This is a genomic window from Jatrophihabitans cynanchi, from assembly GCF_027247405.1.
In the GTDB taxonomy this organism is placed as follows: Bacteria; Actinomycetota; Actinomycetes; order Mycobacteriales; family Jatrophihabitantaceae; genus Jatrophihabitans_B; species Jatrophihabitans_B cynanchi.
Genome location: NZ_CP097463.1, coordinates 1,242,667 through 1,258,167, shown reverse-complemented (window position 1 = coordinate 1,258,167; position 15,501 = coordinate 1,242,667). Strand labels below are relative to the sequence as shown.

Here is a 15,501-nt window from a genome sequence, read left to right as displayed (position 1 = left end):
GTTAGAGGCCGGCGGGGAGCCGGCCGGGGTAGGCCAGGTCGAGGGCGTTGATGGCGGCGCGCCAGCCGGTGGTGGTGGCGCCTTCGATCAGGCGGGGCGGGGCGGTGCGCTTGTTCGCCGGCTTGCCTTTGTCCTTCTCTCGCAGAGCGGCGCGCTTGTCTTCGATGTCGAGGATGGCCAGCCAGATGAGCTTGATGATGGCGTCGTCATTGGGGAACTGGCCACGGTTCTTGATGATCTTGCGGAGCTGGTAGTTCAACGACTCGATCGAGTTGGTGGTGTAGATGACCTTGCGAACCTCCAGTGGGAAGGCCAGGAACGGCACGAACCGGTCCCAGGCTCGTTCCCACGCTGCGACGGTGGCGCCGTACTTCTTGCCGAGTTCGGAGTCGGCGAACGTGGTGAGCTCGTCGAAGGCGGCGTCGGCGTTGACCGCGGTGTAGATCGGCTTGAGCGCCGCAGCGACGGCCTTGCGGTCGTTGTAGGACACGTAACGCAGCGAGGCGCGAATCAGGTGGACCACGCAGGTCTGCACCACTGTCTGCGGCCAGGTCGACTCGACCGCCTCTGGCAGCCCGACCAGGCCGTCGCAGCAGGCGATCAGCACGTCGCGCACTCCGCGGTTGCGCAGCTCGCCGAGCACCTGGTTCCAGAACCGAGCGCCTTCTTGCTGCTGAACCCACAAGCCCAGCACGTGCTTCACGCCGTCGGTATCGACGCCGATCACCACGTGACAGGCCTTGTTGCGCACTACGTTCTGGTCGCGGACCTTCACCACCAGGGCGTCGATGAAGATCACCGGATAGACCGCGTCCAGGGGACGGGTCTGCCAGGCCTTGACCTCTTCGAGGACCTCGTCGGTGATCTTGGAGATCGTGTCATGGGACAGCTCGGTGCCATAGACCCGCTGCAGGTGGTGGCCGATGTCGCGCACCGTCATCCCACCGGCATAGAGGCTGATGATCATGTCCGACAGGCCGCCGAGGCGGCGGGTCCCCTTCGGTACCAGCCGGGGCGTGAAGCTGCCGACCCGATCCCGCGGCGTGTCCAGATCGACCGGCCCGACCTCGGTCAACAACGTCTTCGGCGTCGACCCGTTACGGGAGTTGCCAGACCCGGCCCCGGCCGGGTCACCACGCTCGTAGCCCAAGTGATCGGTGAGCTCGGCCTCGAGTCCACGCTCGAGCACCGCCTTGATCATCTCCGGCAGGAACCCGCCGTCGCCGGTCAACGCGACACCGTCGTCACCGACCTTCGACATCAGATCGTCCAGCCAGCCCTGCCCGGCCATCTCGGCCACCAGCTTGCGCGCCGCCACCCGCGCCGGTGGCACCGGCTCGTCCTTGCGGCTGCGCTTGGCCATGTCCTCCAGTGTCGCCGACACCAGCTGATCGGCCACCGCCGACGGCACCTCGTTCACCGCAGCGGCCCGGCCGCCCGGCATCATCGTGATCGTCATGATCGTGTTCTCCGATCTGTGCGACAGCTCCCGCAGGAGCCTCCCGCACGGGGTTAGCTCAACCCCTCACACAGACCATCTGACACGCCCGCACGCCGCTGCAGATCTATGCGGTGCTGCTCGACCGCGGCCGGTATCTGTGTTCGGTGTCGAGCATGTATCGGGTGTTGGCCGCCAACGCCCAGGTCAAGGACCGGCGCCGGCTGGCCCGTCATCCGGCGCGGGTGCGCCCAGAACTGGTTGCGACCGGACCCGGTGAGGTGTTCACCTGGGACATCACCAAACTGCGGGGCCCGGTCAAGGGCTCCTACTTCGACGCCTACGTGATGATCGACATCTACTCCCGTTACATCGTCGGCGCCTGCGTGCACGTCACCGAATCCGCTGTCCTGGCTGAGGAAATGATGCAGGAGGTCTTCACCATCCACGGCACCCCGAGGGTGGTGCACGCCGATCGGGGCACCTCGATGACGTCGAAGACCGTGGCTGCGTTGCTCACCGACCTGAACGTGACCCGCTCACATTCACGGCCGCGGGTGTCGAATGACAACCCGTTCTCCGAGGCCTGGTTCAAGACGCTGAAGTACGCGCCGGTGTTCCCCGACAGGTTCGGCTCGCTGCAGCACGCCAGGTCGTTCCTCGACGAGTTCGTCCAGCATTACAACCACGAACACCACCACAGCGGCATCGGGCTGCACACGCCCGCTGACGTCCACTACGGCCTCACCGAAGCCATCGCCGAGCGACGAGCAAGCGCTCTGGCCGCGGCCCGCACGGCGACACCGCACCGGTTCAGCAGCGACACCGACCCGAAGATCCTCGACCTACCCGTCGCCGCCTGGATCAACCCACCAATCACCCAGACCGAAGATCAAGAACAGGAGCCCGTCACCGCAGCCGCATAACTCCCGCTGGCCTCAACCGCCTTGACAAATTCCGGACCGCCGCGGTGGCTTCCAAACTAAATGGCGATAGCTACGGGCGAACAGGACTCCGAAACGAAGATCATCTTCGTCGACCGGCGGACCGCCGAGTATGCGATCCATGTGGCTGTCCATGGGCACCAGGGACTGAATGCTGGCGGTCGTGGATGTGCGCGATGGCGGACAGACTCGATGAGCCGCCCTGCTCGCGTGAAGGCGAAGATCCGAGGTTGCGTGGCGGCCCCACGTCTGACATTCTGATCGACTTTGTTCCGAGCGATTGAGGGTGGAGGTTCCATGCGTGACGTCAGTGCGGTTAAGGTCAAGGATGCGCTAGGGCTTCCCGACTGGCGGCACCTGACGAAGGAGCACGTCCTTCAGCTTATGGCGATGTTGTCAGACATGGATTCGCGTATTGCGGGGGACATCCTCGGTCAGCTCCCCGACATCGCCATGTTCGCGCGGGTCGTTATAGACGACGTTTCGAAGGGCCACGACGCCACCCTCTCGTCGAACGCGCGCAGCATGGAGTTGGCTCATGAGGTGCAAATGGCGCGCTTGGGCCTCCTGAAGGGCGAGCTCAGCAAAGACCTGAGCTCTGAAGACCGTCTGCGCCTCGTTAAGGAGGTCCGGGATGTCCACGCCGATGCACAGGCGAAGGATGCCGAAAATAAGCAGTTCCTGTCGGAACAGTTCGACAAGCGGCTCATGGGAGTTCTCGTCAGTGCCGTAGCAGTCGCTTCCGTCGTCTTCGCGGCTGCCAAGGCAGGGGCCAAGCAGTCGGCCTTAGCAGCGTGATCGGACCTAAGCGGGCTAGCGGTCGGTCTCCTGCTCCCATCAGCCGCCTGCTTGCGCTTGCAGCCGCCCGACGTGATGCACGCACCCCTGGAAGACAACCTGCTCGCTTTGGATCATCGGCTCGGAGAGGACTGCACCGATGAGTGACCGTGACCTGCTAGCACGCATCACCGCAGGCCCACGGTTCTTGCTGCTCGGCCAAGGAAGCGACCGCCCAAAGCTCGCCGACGCGAGGGACAAGCACGGTTGGTTCTTCCCGGAAGAGCTTTCCGCGGGACCTGCGTCGGAGGTGCCCGACCTGCGGCCGGAAGATCTCCGGGCCTACGCGTCGTTGATCGGTGACCTGGCGCGTCCGGACGGTTTGGAGGTAGTCACATCGCTAGCGTGGAATGGTGTCCTGACGACGAGGATCGACGGGGCAACCAGCCGTTGGTTCGAGGCGAAATGGCGAAGAATCGTTCCCACAGCCGCGAGCGGAGGACGGGGTTCGAGGTCAGCCACCGAACTTCAGGTCCGCTATCTGTTCGGAGGGCTGGACCTTCCCGAGGACGAGCGCCCACCCGACAGCGTGCTCAGTTGGGTCGACACGCAGCGAGCCGCGACTGACGCTCTCTCGGAACTCGCTACCAGCGCGATCACCCCAAGAGGCGTTCTCCTAATCGAGGGGTGGTCGTCCAGGGACTGGCTCTCAGCCAAGGATCTATACAACTTCGCAAGTCGCCTTGCGCCGGGGCAGGTGCACCTCTTTTCGGCCACCGCCGACGTCGTCTCGGACTCCTTGATCGGTGCCGCCGCCTCGAGAGGGGTCATCGTCACCCATGCCGAGTCGCTGTCCGATTTCCTCGCCGGAGCCTCGACTGCCGGCCTCCTTTTAGAACCCTCGGGCGAGGCCGTCGACCGTACGCGGCTGATTCCAGCCGGGCCGGGGTTCGTGAGCGTCGACGTAGCGACGTGGAACCGCATTATCGGCACCGCCAGGCCGGTAGACCTCGAACTGCTCGAGCCATTCCCTTACGCATTGGGGCCGATCACATATCAGCGCTTCCGCGGCTTTCTTGGAGCACCAGAGGGGGCGCCGCCGTGGCGCGCTGTCGCGAGCAGTATGAAGCTGCCGCGAACGTTTGAGCCCGATCTGCTCAGGGTGGTTGAGGCAGCGCTGGACGATCCGGAGGACGTCGGACCCATCCTTCTGCAGGGACAGACGGCCGCCGGCAAGAGCCTTGCTCTGGTCTGGCTCGCCCAAGCTCTTGCCAAAGCAGGGAGGGCAGCCGTCCTTCACCAATCCCGGCGCAGAGATCGTCCTAGTGCGACCGAGGTCGAAGCCTACGGACTGTGGGCTGAAGCGGTGGCCGGGCTGAAGACGGTGCTCATCTGGGACGGCATGGTTGATGCCGACGATTACTTCGCGCTGCACCGCCAGCTGCGCGCGCGGGGGCAGCGAGTGGTGATAGTCGGGAGTACTTATCTGACCGCCGAGGTCGGGAAGCGGACTGTGACCGCCCCGATCCATCTGGACAGCGAAGAGGCGGACAAGGTGGGCCCTTGGCTCGGGGCCTACGGGATCGAGATGCCGCCCACCGCCAGCGGCGCCGATACGTCGTTCCTGGCGCTCCTGTATCGCGCGCTCCCCGAGACCGAAGCCGGCTTGCGTCGCGGACTCGCGCTAGAGATGCGCGCGGCCGAGTCGGGGATGGAAGCGCTATCTCGGGACAGGGCGCAGCGTGAGCCTGAGAAGCGCCTGACGGCTATTGCCGAGGCTCTTATGGCCGCCGGATTCGACATCGAGGCGTTGGCTCCAGCCACGCATCCCCCGGAGGACTTGCCAGACCTTGCGTTCGGTGAACGCAGCACGACTGAGCAACTCAGCGCCATGTTGCTCGTTGCCGGGCGACGGGGTCTCAGCGTTCCACTCGAACTCGCGCTTCGGATCGTCGGCCGCGAAGGGTCGTCCGCGATCGTGGACTTCGTCCAACGCTTCGACATCTTCCGCTGGACGGAGGAGGCGAACGGCACCCAATTCCTCGGTGTGCGGACCCGGTTGGAAGCGGAGTTGCTCGCTCGTGAGGATCTCACGGACCTTACCGAGATCGACGTGGTGACGTCATTCATTGAGAGCGTGCGACCCGACATGAACGGGCGTACGGGCGGGGACGAAGTGCAGTTCATCGTCGATCTGTTAGATCTGATCGGGCCGCAGAGTGATGAGCAGGGTCGGTACGCCAGGTGGTACGGCGAGCTTGCTGATGCCTTTGCGGATCAGCGAGCCCGCAGTGGGTCGGTTCACCCACGGCTGGTCTTGATGGAGGTCAACCTTTCGCGGGAGAACGTCAAACGATCGCAGCGCAGTGGACTGATGCAACGTGATGAGCGGCTGGCCCGTTTGCGCGATTCGGAGCAGCTGCTGCTTCGGACGCTCGAAGAGGGAGACACATCCGCGCGCGGGCGTCTGAATCTCTATGTCGAACTCGCGGCGTCCATCGGGTCACAGGTGTTCGAGCTCGTGTCGGGCGAGGATGTACCGGAGCGCGGTTCAGTCTCGGCGCTCCTGGATCGACTGGTCGACGCTGTCATGCGTGCACGTGAGGCAGACCCAGAGAACATCTACCCGGTCGACGTCCTTGCGTGGACCGCCAGAGACGCAGTTACTGGAGGAGAGCTAGACCCTGAGTCCAAGCTGACCTTGCTGGCTGACGCGCAAGCCTCTCTTGACTCCCTGGACCCAGAGGATCTATCTCCGGGCCAGCGGGCGAAATATCGGGCGCGCCAGGCAGACATCGCCAAACTACTTGGCGACAAGGACCTTGAGGTTAGTTACCTCCGAGAGCTCGCGGCGATGGACAACCCGGCGGCTTACTACCTGCTGGCCAGCCGTGCAGCGAACTCGAAGAGCGATGACGCAGTCAAGGTGGCTCTGGACACGCTCATGTCGGCACCGGCTTCCATTCGCGACGACTGGAAATGCGCGCGCCTGATCTTGGACCTGTACTGGCAACAACGAACGGGGGGCAGGCTCCTTCGTGGCGAGCGACAGACTGTGCCGTTCGGGCAACCAGAGTGGGATGCGTGCCTTGATCTCGTGAATTCTCTCCACGGCGCTGCAGGATTTGATCAGTACAGGATCGCCTTCGTCCGCGGGCTGGCATTGTTCCACCTCGGCTCAATTGCATCAGCGCAGGCAGAGTTCCGCAGCCTTGGCTCGTTGGGCCTCGATGTCAGCCGCCGCGTCTTCCTGGCCTACTTGGCGAGCAATCCAGACGGCACGCCGAGGGGGTTCACCGGCAGGGTGGCGTCCGCAGCACCCGACGGTCGGCGTGGAAAGGTCTGGGTCGATCAACTGAGAGCGGAGGTGGATTTCGTTCCGTTGCGGTTCTCGCCTGACGGGTACAGGTCGAAGAACGAGGTCCTCCCGACATTCCACATCGGCTTCAACTATCGCGGACCGATCGCCGACCCGATCCGCCACGGTGGTCGCGGTCCCGGTTCTCGGCCAGCATGAGCGCGGAGCGTGCCGCGGAGCTTGTGGAGCGATTCAGCGCTTTCAAGCGCCTTGCGACGGGGAGTCCAGCGGCAGAGTTCCCAGACAGCAGGGTCACCGCTACAGCGGTCACCTTCCAGGATGTGGCCATCGCGATCGGCGACTGGTACCTCACGCAACTTCGCGGCGACGTGAACGTGGTCCGAGCGGTTGCCACTCCCCAGGAGAAGTCGGCACTGAGTCACTTCTATCGTCTGCTTAAGGACCAGCGCGATTACTCCGCACATCCCGCGGATTATGACCGGAAGGTCGAGGCGGAAGCATGGCGCGAAGACGTGCGGCAGAAGCGGTCTCAGCCGTTGGCGGACGGGAACCTCATCGATGCTCTCGTCAATGAACTCTGTACTGCATTGGACTGCTTGTGCGTGGTCGCAGCAAGAATTGTGAACGATCCAATTGATAGTCAGTCATGGCGAGAGACCGCTGCGTTGTCGCCGGAAGAGGAGGTTCGGGCTGTCTATGCGAACCTCGGACGCCATCTCCCGGAGCATCGCGTCAAGTACGTGGCACTGCAGTTCAGCAAGCATCCTGACCTCGCTCGAGCGAAGTCGCGCCAGCAGCGTGCGAACATCGGGGAACTGGTGGTTCTTGGGGTTCTGGCTACTCCGCTCCGGGTTCCCTACGACGAGATCCTCGACGAGTTTGGCTTCATCGGCGATTCCCGTGCATCGGCGCTGCTCCTCATCGCCCACGGTGTGCAAGCTTCGGGCGTCCCGGAGGCTCGGCTCGTCTCGGTTCTCAGGGAGGCTTGGGACGCAGTCCAACGCACAGGGCTCTCGACGTAGATCGCTAGCTCGTCTCCGGAGGCAGCTCGGCGAGAATCGCCTCTCGGCGAATATGGACGCGGGAGCGCGCGGCCCAATGCCTCACGTCCACAGGGTCTTGGCCATGCGGTCGGCGGCCTCTTGCGCGAGCGCCGGCATGACGTGGCTGTAGATGTCGGGCGTCGTGCGCATCTGGCTGTGTCCGAGCAGCTCCATCACCACGCGAGGATGGACGCCGGCGGTAAGAAGCAGCGTGGCGGCGGTGTGGCGGCCGTCGTGCAGGCGGATGTGCCGCACCTTCGCGCGGTTCAGCAGCCTGATCCACGCCTCGTAGTCCGAATGCTTGTCGAGCGGCCGGCCGTTCGGCTGGGCGAAGACGAGGTCCCAGTCATACCACTCGGTGCCAACGACCAGCCGTTCCTCATTCTGAGCGACCCGCTGCTTCCGCAGCGCCTCGATCAGCGGCACCGGCACGGCGATCGTGCGCCGCGAACGATGGGTCTTCGGCTCGGTGAACACCAGGCCCTCGCCAGGCACGCGGTGCAGTCCGCGGCGCACGGAGAGCGTGCCGCGGTCGAAGTCGACGTCCTTCCACTGCAGCGCCAGCGCCTCAGACTGGCGCAGGCCGAGCGCGAGCGCGACCGTCCAGCGCGCTGAGTTGCGCAAACCCTCGGCAGCGGCAAGCACGCGCTTGCACTCCTCGACGTCGAGCGGCTCCGGCGTCTTCGGCCGCTCCTGCCGCGGCGGCTCGACGAGCGTTGCGACGTTACGCGCCACCCGGTCACGCTGCATCGCGATCTTGAGTGCCCTATGCAGCATGCGATGCACGCGTAGCACCGACGCGGGTGACAACCCCTTGTCGAGGAGCTGCTTGTACGTCTGCTCTAGGTGTTCAGACTGCAGCTGGTCGAGACGCCGCTTGCCGATGTACGGGTTGAGGTGCAAACGGATCATCGTGCGGTACGTGGCGAGCGTGCGAGCGCGCACACGGACCGAGGCGATGTTCTCGGCCCAGTAGTCGAGCCAGTCCTCGACGAGCATCGCCTTGCCGGCCGTGCCGACCATGCCGGCGTCACGCTTGGCCTCGAGGGCCTTGACCTTCTCGACGACCGCTGCGCGAGTGGCGGCCGAGACGTGTCGCCGGTCGCGGCTGCCATCGCCCTTCGCACCCATCGAGACGAAGCCGTGCCATCGGCCGTCGTCCTGCTTGACGATGGTCGAGCGGCCGTTCGCTCCGCGTCCTGCCATGGTCGTCCCCTTTCGTCTCCTCGATCGTCCGCCGCGCCTCTGACGGGAGCAACGGGTTACGCGGCCGGGTCGTGCGGGTCAGGCATGCCGACGGCGAAGATGGTGCGCTGGCCGTCCGCGTCGACGACTCGTCGCCATCGGCGCCCGGGCGCAGACGCCGGTGGCTCGGCGGGCTGGTAGGCCGCCTCGAGTCGCGTGACGTAGCGCTCCAGTTCCGCCCACGAGATGCGGCAGCTACCACCCACGTGGACGGCATGGAGTTCGCCGGTCTTGATCAGCTGATAGATGGTTGTTCGTCCGACACCCAGCACACGGCCGGCCTGCACGGTGGTGAGCAGCAGCTGCTCATCGGTGAAATCGACGTCGAAGTTCATCGGGACGGTCCTCCTCGGGAGATGGATGGTCTGCTCTGCGAGCGCGAGTAATCGGGCAGGGGTTCAGGACGCGGGGGCGGCGGCGTGTACCGGTAGGTCGCCCGCTCGGGCTCGACCGCATCGGGGCAGTCGTCAAGGAACCGCCAGTACAGCGACCGCGCGGCGTGTACCGGCGGGAGCGAACGGCGGTTGATGACGTCCGGAAGGCGGCTCGGCACGTCGTAGCCGGCGTCGCTCGCTCGGGGACAGCGCGCGGGCGAGCATCGGCCACCCGGCGTCGTCGGCGAGGCCGGGGACGAGAGGGTCCACCAGCTGCCGCCACCGTTCGTTTTGACTGACCAGCGAGCCGACCGTGGCGCGGACCTGCGCGTCCAGCCGCTGCCGATAGACGTCACCGTCGGCGGACGGACCGCAGGGACCGAACTCCGAGCGGTCGACGCCGTTCGTTACCCGCCATGCCGCGAGCTGTCGGGCGAGTACCGCGTCCTCGGTTTGGAGCGATGCCGCCCATCGGTGTCGGGCAGCGTCTCTGCGAAGGGCAGCTCGGCGGCGAGCTCGCGGACGAGGGTCCGCAGACGTGTGCTGCGAAACTGTCACCCCTCTGGGACCGCGTACAGGGTCACCCCTGGCGTCGCCTCTGCAGATACGGGCGTTAGCCCGCCCTGGCGATGATCTTGACCGCCGTGCTTGACAGGGTTGGGGTGACGATGTTTACCGGCACACCTCACCCTGCGGATCGGCCCGCCTCACACTGTCCTCCGGCTGCCACCGGGCGGTATCGTTTCGATATGGCATTCGTCGTGAAGCTCACGCCTGCGGATACCGAGGCACTACGCGAGCAGGCCGCCCGTGAGCATCGATCGATGCACGAGGTGGCGGTGCTCGCCATCCAGGCGCGTATCGCTGCCGATCGCCGAGCCGCCGCGCTCGACGAACTGTACGACGCCACCGCCGTCGAGGATGCCGAACTGCTCGACCGCCTCGCGAAATAGTGACCCGGTACCTGACGCTCGAGGACGTCCTCCGGCAGGTCGAGCGCGCCGGCTGGGCCGTGCGCGACGCCGGGCTGCTCGTCGCGGCCGTCTCGCGGCCGGCAGCGAGTGCTTTCGGCCAGGACGCCTACCCCGACCTCTGGTTGAAGGACGCGGCGCTGGCTCAGTCGCTCGACAACAACCAGGCGCTCGTCGACGGCAACAAGCGTCTGGCCTGGCTGACGACCAAGGTCTTCCTCGCGATCAACGGACAGCAACCGCGCACATCGGCCGATGACAGGGAGCGCTTCATGGTCGAGTTGGTCGCCGGGCATGCGGACCTCGAGTTGATCGCAGGCTGGCTGGCCACGCATTGCTCGCCTGCCGAACCGCCGGATCTGCCCAATGCGCCCGCCCGTTAGAGCCTACTGATTGCGTAGGGCGTGTGTTAGCTTCGCTTTGCGATCATGGGAGGCGAAAGTGCTGGCCGAGCGGAGAATCACACGACGTGCAGGTGCATCCGCCGCTGCCGAGTACGCCCAGCTCACCCGCGAGTGGCGTCAGCGCAATCGACGATTCTTCCGGTGGGGCGCAGCAGTCTGCGTCATCATCGTGGCGCTCGCGCTGCTGCTCGGCCTTGGTCAGCTGCGTGGCTGGCTGTGCGGCCTGCTGGCCGGGATCACCCTGGCCTTCTACATCTTGGCTCGTGAGACACCCCCAGCCTGGGTCGGCCAATACCTCACCGGGGCCGTCGGAGAGGAGCGCACGGCCAAGGCGGTCGAACCGCTGCTGCGTGCCGGCTGGTTCATCGCGCACGATCTCGACCGCGGGCAGTTCAACATCGACCACGTCCTGGTCGGACCGGCCGGTGTCTTCGTGCTGGAGACGAAGAACCTCCACGGGACTGTGGTGCTCGACGGCGATCAGGCCACGCTCACGCGTCCCGGCAGGGAACGGCCGGACTATCAGGGCAGCTGGTGGGCACGGGAGGGTCGCTCTCACGCAGCGGACGCCAACTCCTTCTTCCGCCAGCGCGTTCAGGTTCGTCCGTGGGTTACCGCGGTGGTCGTCCTGTGGGCCGACTTCCCGCAGCGCCAGTACGGCGGGGATAAGGTGACGTTCGTCCACGGTGACGACCTCGTGACCTGGCTTCGTAACCAACCTGACCGCCTGAAGCCGGACCAAGTCGAGCGCCTTCGAGCAGCGCTCGAGCCGCGTCACCGCTCGAAGTCGGAGCGCGTCACCCCTGCGGCATGATCAACAACTTGGCGATCAGACCTCTTGCACTGACCCTTGGTCAAGTAGTCAACCTGGTGCCGGCACGGGGACGGTGCGATCATCTCCGCGTGCGCGCATACGTCGGCGTTACCGACGGCGACTGGTATCGCTACCTCGCCGCGTCCGGCGCCGACGAGGTGAACTTCTGGCGTCCTGGAGGCGGTAACACGTTCCGCGCGCTCGCAGTCGGAGAGCCGTTCTTCTTCAAGTCGCATTACCACGACGGCAACCGTGTCGTTGGCGGTGGCTTCTACAGCGGCTTCGCCGCACTTCGGCTATCGGAGGCCTGGCAGTTCTTCGCCGAGGCAAACGGCGCGGCGAGCCTGATCGAGATGCGCCTGCGGGTCGGGAAGTACCGCAAGGCACCGTTGATGCCGAGCGAGGACCCGGTGATCGGGTGTGTCTTCGTACGCGATGTCGCATTCTTTGGCTCTGACTCCGAACCAGCGCCGCCTGGATGGGCGCCGAACATCGTGCAGGGTGCCGGGTTCAATACGGATGAGCCGCGCGTCCGTCCCTACTTCGATCTGCTCGTGTCGCGCGTGCTTGGCGCCACGTTTGAGGTCGATGCCAGCGCGTGGCATCGACCTGGACCGGTCTACGGGGATCCGCGACTGGTGCCTCAGCGTCTTGGTCAGCGCGCCTTTCAAGGTGTGGTCCTAGACGCGTACCAATACCGATGTGCCGTAACGGGAGACAAGATCCGCCCCGTTCTGCAGGCGGCCCATATCCGCCCGCTGCCTCTTGGCGGCGAGCACCGACTCGACAACGGTCTGTTGCTTCGATCGGACGTACACACGCTCTACGACCGCGGCTATCTCGGCGTCGATCCGAAGTTCCGTCTCGTCGTCAGTCCGCGGTTGCGAGAGGAGTTCGGAAACGGCGAGGAGTTTTACGCGCGAGCCTCGTCTGGCGACGCAATCACTCTGCCCCGTCGACCCGTTGATCGGCCCAACAAGGAGTTCCTCGAGTGGCACCTCGACGAGGTGTTCCTTGCCTCGTGAGACCACGTCCGCCAGCGACGAGGATAAGCGGCCGCTACCGCCCGGGATCTATGAGCATCTCGTCACGCGAGGCATCGCCGAGCGCGTCCGCGACACGCCGCCCGTCCGTGTCAGCAAACGTCCGCTCGACCCGGCTGACGCGCATGTCGTGCTTGCTCGCCACGTTGGTGAGCTCGCCCGCCGCGCTCTGTATAGCGTCCGTGGCGATGATGCCTCGGCGGTAGAGCGCCAGGTACAGATGGCCAACGCCATTGCTGAAGCCATCGTTGAGCTGGCGCCCGTATCGGTGCCGGCCGACGAGGTTGTGTCCGATACGCGGGACCTATTACTCGCGATCGCCTCGTCAGAGGTCGGCCCAGGACGATCTCCCTTCCCGGATCGGCCGGCGACCGACCTCTCAGCGAGTGCGTTGCTCGTGAATGGTCAGGGTCAGCCACGCATCGGATTCGAGGTTGTCAAGGAGTTCGCGTCTGCTGACAGCGTCGACCTGTTGTGTGCCTTCATCACGTGGCACGGGCTGCGATTGCTCGAGTCAGCCGTCGCAGCGCTCAGTGCGCGGGGCGGCCGTATGCGGGTCATCACCACGACCTATGTCGGCGCGACGGAGCGGAGAGCCCTGGACCGTCTTGTTTCTCTCGGAGCCGAGGTCAAGGTCTCCTATGAGACTCGGACCACGCGGCTCCACGCTAAGTCGTGGCTGTTCCGCCGAGCTTCGGGCTTCTCAACGGCGTACGTCGGCTCGTCGAACATGTCGAAGGCAGCCCTCGTTGACGGCCTGGAATGGAATGTACGGCTCTCCAACGTCGAGCAGCCGCATCTCCTAGCTACCTTCGCCGACACCTTCGAGAACTACTGGGCCGACCCCTCCTTCGAGACATACCTCCCAGAGCGCGACGGCGAGCGATTGGCACAGGCTCTCGCCGCCGAGCGTGGAGGACCCACCGACCTACCCCTTGAGCTGACCTCGCTCGATGTGCGCCCCTTCGGCTACCAGCAAGAAATCCTCGAAGCGCTGGCAGTCGAGCGACAGGTGCATGACCGGTGGCGCAACTTGATCGTGATGGCCACCGGCACTGGCAAGACGGTCGTGGCGGCGCTCGACTACAAACGACTGCGTGATGCACGGTCTGTCGACAGCTTGCTGTTCATCGCCCATCGCGAAGAGATCTTGCGTCAGAGCCTGTCCACCTTTCGGCACGTGCTACGCCGTGGCGACTTCGGCGAATCATTCGTCGGCGGCGTACGGCCGACACGCTGGAGCCACGTTTTCGCGTCGATCCAGTCGATCGCCCAGACTGACTTGGCCGACCTGGCGGGGAACCACTTCGATGTCGTCATCATCGATGAGTTCCACCACGCCGAAGCAAGCACATATCGGCGCCTGCTCGATCACGTCCAACCAAAAGTCCTCATCGGCCTGACCGCGACGCCCGAACGGGCTGATGGGCTCGACATCAGGCATTGGTTCGGTGGCAAGACGGCGGTCGAGTTGCGGTTGTGGGAGGCGCTCGAGCACGGCTACCTTGCTCCGTTCCAGTACTTCGGCATCCACGACGATGTAGCGCTCGACGGTCTGACGTGGCGTCGCGGTCGGGGCTACGACGTTGGTGACATCAGCAACGTGTACACCGGCAACGACGCACGGTGTCGGCTCATCCTGCAGGCCGTCGCTGACAAGATCGCCGACCCTGGGCGCATGCGCGCACTCGGCTTCTGCGTCAGCATCGAACATGCGGAGTACATGGCGCGCCGATTCAGTGAGGCAGGCATACCCAGCCGCTCGATCACTTCACGTACTCCAGACCCCGACCGTCGCGCAGCACTCCGGGCGCTCGACGATCGCGAAGTCAACGTGCTGTTCACGGTCGACCTCTTCAACGAGGGCGTCGACCTACCGACGATCGACACTGTGCTCTTTCTGCGCCCGACAGAGAGCGCCACCGTCTTTCTGCAGCAGCTCGGCCGCGGCCTGCGGCTCTCCAACGAGAAGCCTTGCCTCACCGTCCTGGACTTCATCGGCGCCCAACACCATCAGTTCCGCTTCGACCTTCGCTATCGAGCAGTCACCGGGGCGACACGTCGAGGCGTCGAGCGGGACGTTAGGCAAGGGTTCCCGTGGTTGCCCGCCGGCTGCCATATCGAGCTCGACCGAGTCGCATCTCAAATCGTATTGAACAACGTCCGCCGTTCGCTAACCGTGCCGCGGAGAGAGCTTGTTGCAGAACTCAAGCGTGTCGGCAACGTTTCGCTCGCAGCATTCCTTCGAGAGACGAACATCGACCTGGAGGACGTTTACCGGCAGTCGAACGGCGGTTGGACGAGCATCCGCCGCGACGCAGGATTCGCCCGTTCCGCCGCAACGGATGACGACGCGAAGATCGGCCGCGCGCTCGGCCGGATGCTGCACGTCGATGACCCGGAACGGCTCGCCTTCATCCGGAAGGCGGTCGTCGATCTTCAATGGGCCAGCGTAGCCCGAGACCCGCGGCAGCGCCGACTCGCCGCGATGCTGCATTTCGCCGTCTGGGGCGCGAACGAGCCGCTGACCGGTGCGGAGCATGCGCTACAGCGGCTCAACCGTAATGAGGACAGGCGTCGGGAACTTGTCGAACTCTGTGACGTGCTGCGCTCGCGCATCGCCCGACTGACGCCCGTTGTGGCGGCGGAGTCGGCAGTGCCATTGCGTGTGCACGCCCGCTACAGCAGGGACGAAGCACTCGCGGCGTTCGGTGTCGATAATCCTGGAGTCGTGCGTCAAGGGGTGAAGTGGGTAGACGAGGAGGCCGCGGACGTGTTCTTCGTGACGCTGCGGAAGTCGGAGACCCACTTCACCCCGACCACCATGTACGCCGATTTCGCCATCGCACCGACACTCTTTCAGTGGGAGTCGCAGAACACCACCACTGAGCGGTCGCCGACTGGCCGACGCTACATCCACCACAGAGCCCAAGGATCTTCGGTCCACCTTTTCCTCCGGGAAACGAAGGAAGCCGACGGAGCGCTCGGCACGCCGCCCTACCTGTACGCCGGGCCCATGACGTACGTCGAACACCAAGGCGAGCGGCCCATGCGCATCCGCTGGCATCTTGATCACGCACTCCCCGCGGACGTATTCCACGCCGCTCGCGTCGCGGCAGGATGACGTAT

General features: G+C 65.1%; 11 protein-coding genes and 1 pseudogene. 9 read left to right on the top strand and 3 right to left on the bottom strand.

The genetic code is table 11. From position 1 onward, the window contains the following. Position 1: 1 nt before the first annotated feature. Positions 2–1,363 (bottom strand): IS256 family transposase, encoded by a 1,362-nt coding sequence (locus tag M6B22_RS06045; RefSeq protein ID WP_407935646.1) that lies wholly within the window; start codon positions 1,361–1,363, stop codon positions 2–4. Positions 1,364–1,554: 191 nt separating this feature from the next. Here M6B22_RS06045 and M6B22_RS06040 point away from each other — a divergent pair. The 4 genes and pseudogenes from M6B22_RS06040 to M6B22_RS06025 all read left to right on the top strand — a co-directional run. Then, positions 1,555–2,364, top strand: a pseudogene (locus M6B22_RS06040) (transposase); the annotation flags it as partial. Between the two features lie 315 nt (positions 2,365–2,679). Beyond that, complete coding sequence (locus M6B22_RS06035; RefSeq protein WP_269444875.1) at positions 2,680–3,180, top strand: hypothetical protein; 501 nt, start codon at positions 2,680–2,682, stop codon at positions 3,178–3,180. Between the two features lie 139 nt (positions 3,181–3,319). Beyond that, positions 3,320–6,676 (top strand): hypothetical protein, encoded by a 3,357-nt coding sequence (locus M6B22_RS06030; RefSeq protein WP_269444874.1) that lies wholly within the window; start codon positions 3,320–3,322, stop codon positions 6,674–6,676. Between the two features lie 122 nt (positions 6,677–6,798). Further along, complete coding sequence (locus M6B22_RS06025) at positions 6,799–7,500, top strand: hypothetical protein (RefSeq protein WP_269444873.1); 702 nt, start codon at positions 6,799–6,801, stop codon at positions 7,498–7,500. An 81-nt stretch (positions 7,501–7,581) separates the two neighbouring features. Here the strand turns inward: M6B22_RS06025 and M6B22_RS06020 are convergent, their stop codons facing one another. After that, positions 7,582–8,652, bottom strand: a complete 1,071-nt coding sequence (locus tag M6B22_RS06020) for a tyrosine-type recombinase/integrase (RefSeq protein ID WP_269444872.1) — start codon at positions 8,650–8,652, stop codon at positions 7,582–7,584. A 131-nt stretch (positions 8,653–8,783) separates the two neighbouring features. Continuing rightward, positions 8,784–9,101: a helix-turn-helix domain-containing protein gene (locus M6B22_RS06015; protein WP_269444871.1), complete on the bottom strand. Its 318-nt coding sequence runs from the start codon at positions 9,099–9,101 to the stop codon at positions 8,784–8,786. A 788-nt stretch (positions 9,102–9,889) separates the two neighbouring features. On the opposite strand from M6B22_RS06015, the gene M6B22_RS06010 reads away from it, so the two are divergent. The 5 genes from M6B22_RS06010 to M6B22_RS05990 all read left to right on the top strand — a co-directional run bounded on the left by M6B22_RS06010 (position 9,890) and on the right by M6B22_RS05990 (position 15,496). Next, on the top strand, positions 9,890–10,093 hold the full coding sequence (locus M6B22_RS06010; protein WP_269444870.1) for a hypothetical protein: 204 nt from the start codon (positions 9,890–9,892) through the stop codon (positions 10,091–10,093). Further along, the gene (locus tag M6B22_RS06005) at positions 10,093–10,494 is read left to right on the top strand and encodes a type II toxin-antitoxin system death-on-curing family toxin (RefSeq protein WP_269444869.1); all 402 of its coding nucleotides are present in this window, start codon (positions 10,093–10,095) and stop codon (positions 10,492–10,494) included. Before M6B22_RS06010 ends, M6B22_RS06005 begins: the two co-directional genes overlap by 1 nt. 58 nt (positions 10,495–10,552) lie before the next feature. Further along, on the top strand, positions 10,553–11,329 hold the full coding sequence (locus M6B22_RS06000; protein ID WP_269444868.1) for a nuclease-related domain-containing protein: 777 nt from the start codon (positions 10,553–10,555) through the stop codon (positions 11,327–11,329). A gap of 89 nt (positions 11,330–11,418) precedes the next feature. After that, positions 11,419–12,354: an HNH endonuclease gene (locus M6B22_RS05995; RefSeq protein ID WP_269444867.1), complete on the top strand. Its 936-nt coding sequence runs from the start codon at positions 11,419–11,421 to the stop codon at positions 12,352–12,354. Then, positions 12,344–15,496: a DUF3427 domain-containing protein gene (locus M6B22_RS05990; protein WP_269444866.1), complete on the top strand. Its 3,153-nt coding sequence runs from the start codon at positions 12,344–12,346 to the stop codon at positions 15,494–15,496. Before M6B22_RS05995 ends, M6B22_RS05990 begins: the two co-directional genes overlap by 11 nt. Positions 15,497–15,501 lie beyond the last annotated feature (5 nt).

Bases quoted from the DNA above. Each gene is read 5' to 3' on its own strand.
- M6B22_RS06045 (WP_407935646.1), bottom strand. From the start codon at position 1,363: ATGGCCAAGCGCAGCCGCAAGGACGAGCCGGTGCCACCGGCGCGGGTG.
- M6B22_RS06035 (WP_269444875.1), top strand. From the start codon at position 2,680: ATGCGTGACGTCAGTGCGGTTAAGGTCAAGGATGCGCTAGGGCTTCCC.
- M6B22_RS06030 (WP_269444874.1), top strand. From the start codon at position 3,320: ATGAGTGACCGTGACCTGCTAGCACGCATCACCGCAGGCCCACGGTTC.
- M6B22_RS06020 (WP_269444872.1), bottom strand. From the start codon at position 8,652: ATGGGTGCGAAGGGCGATGGCAGCCGCGACCGGCGACACGTCTCGGCC.
- M6B22_RS06015 (WP_269444871.1), bottom strand. From the start codon at position 9,101: ATGAACTTCGACGTCGATTTCACCGATGAGCAGCTGCTGCTCACCACC.
- M6B22_RS06010 (WP_269444870.1), top strand. From the start codon at position 9,890: ATGGCATTCGTCGTGAAGCTCACGCCTGCGGATACCGAGGCACTACGC.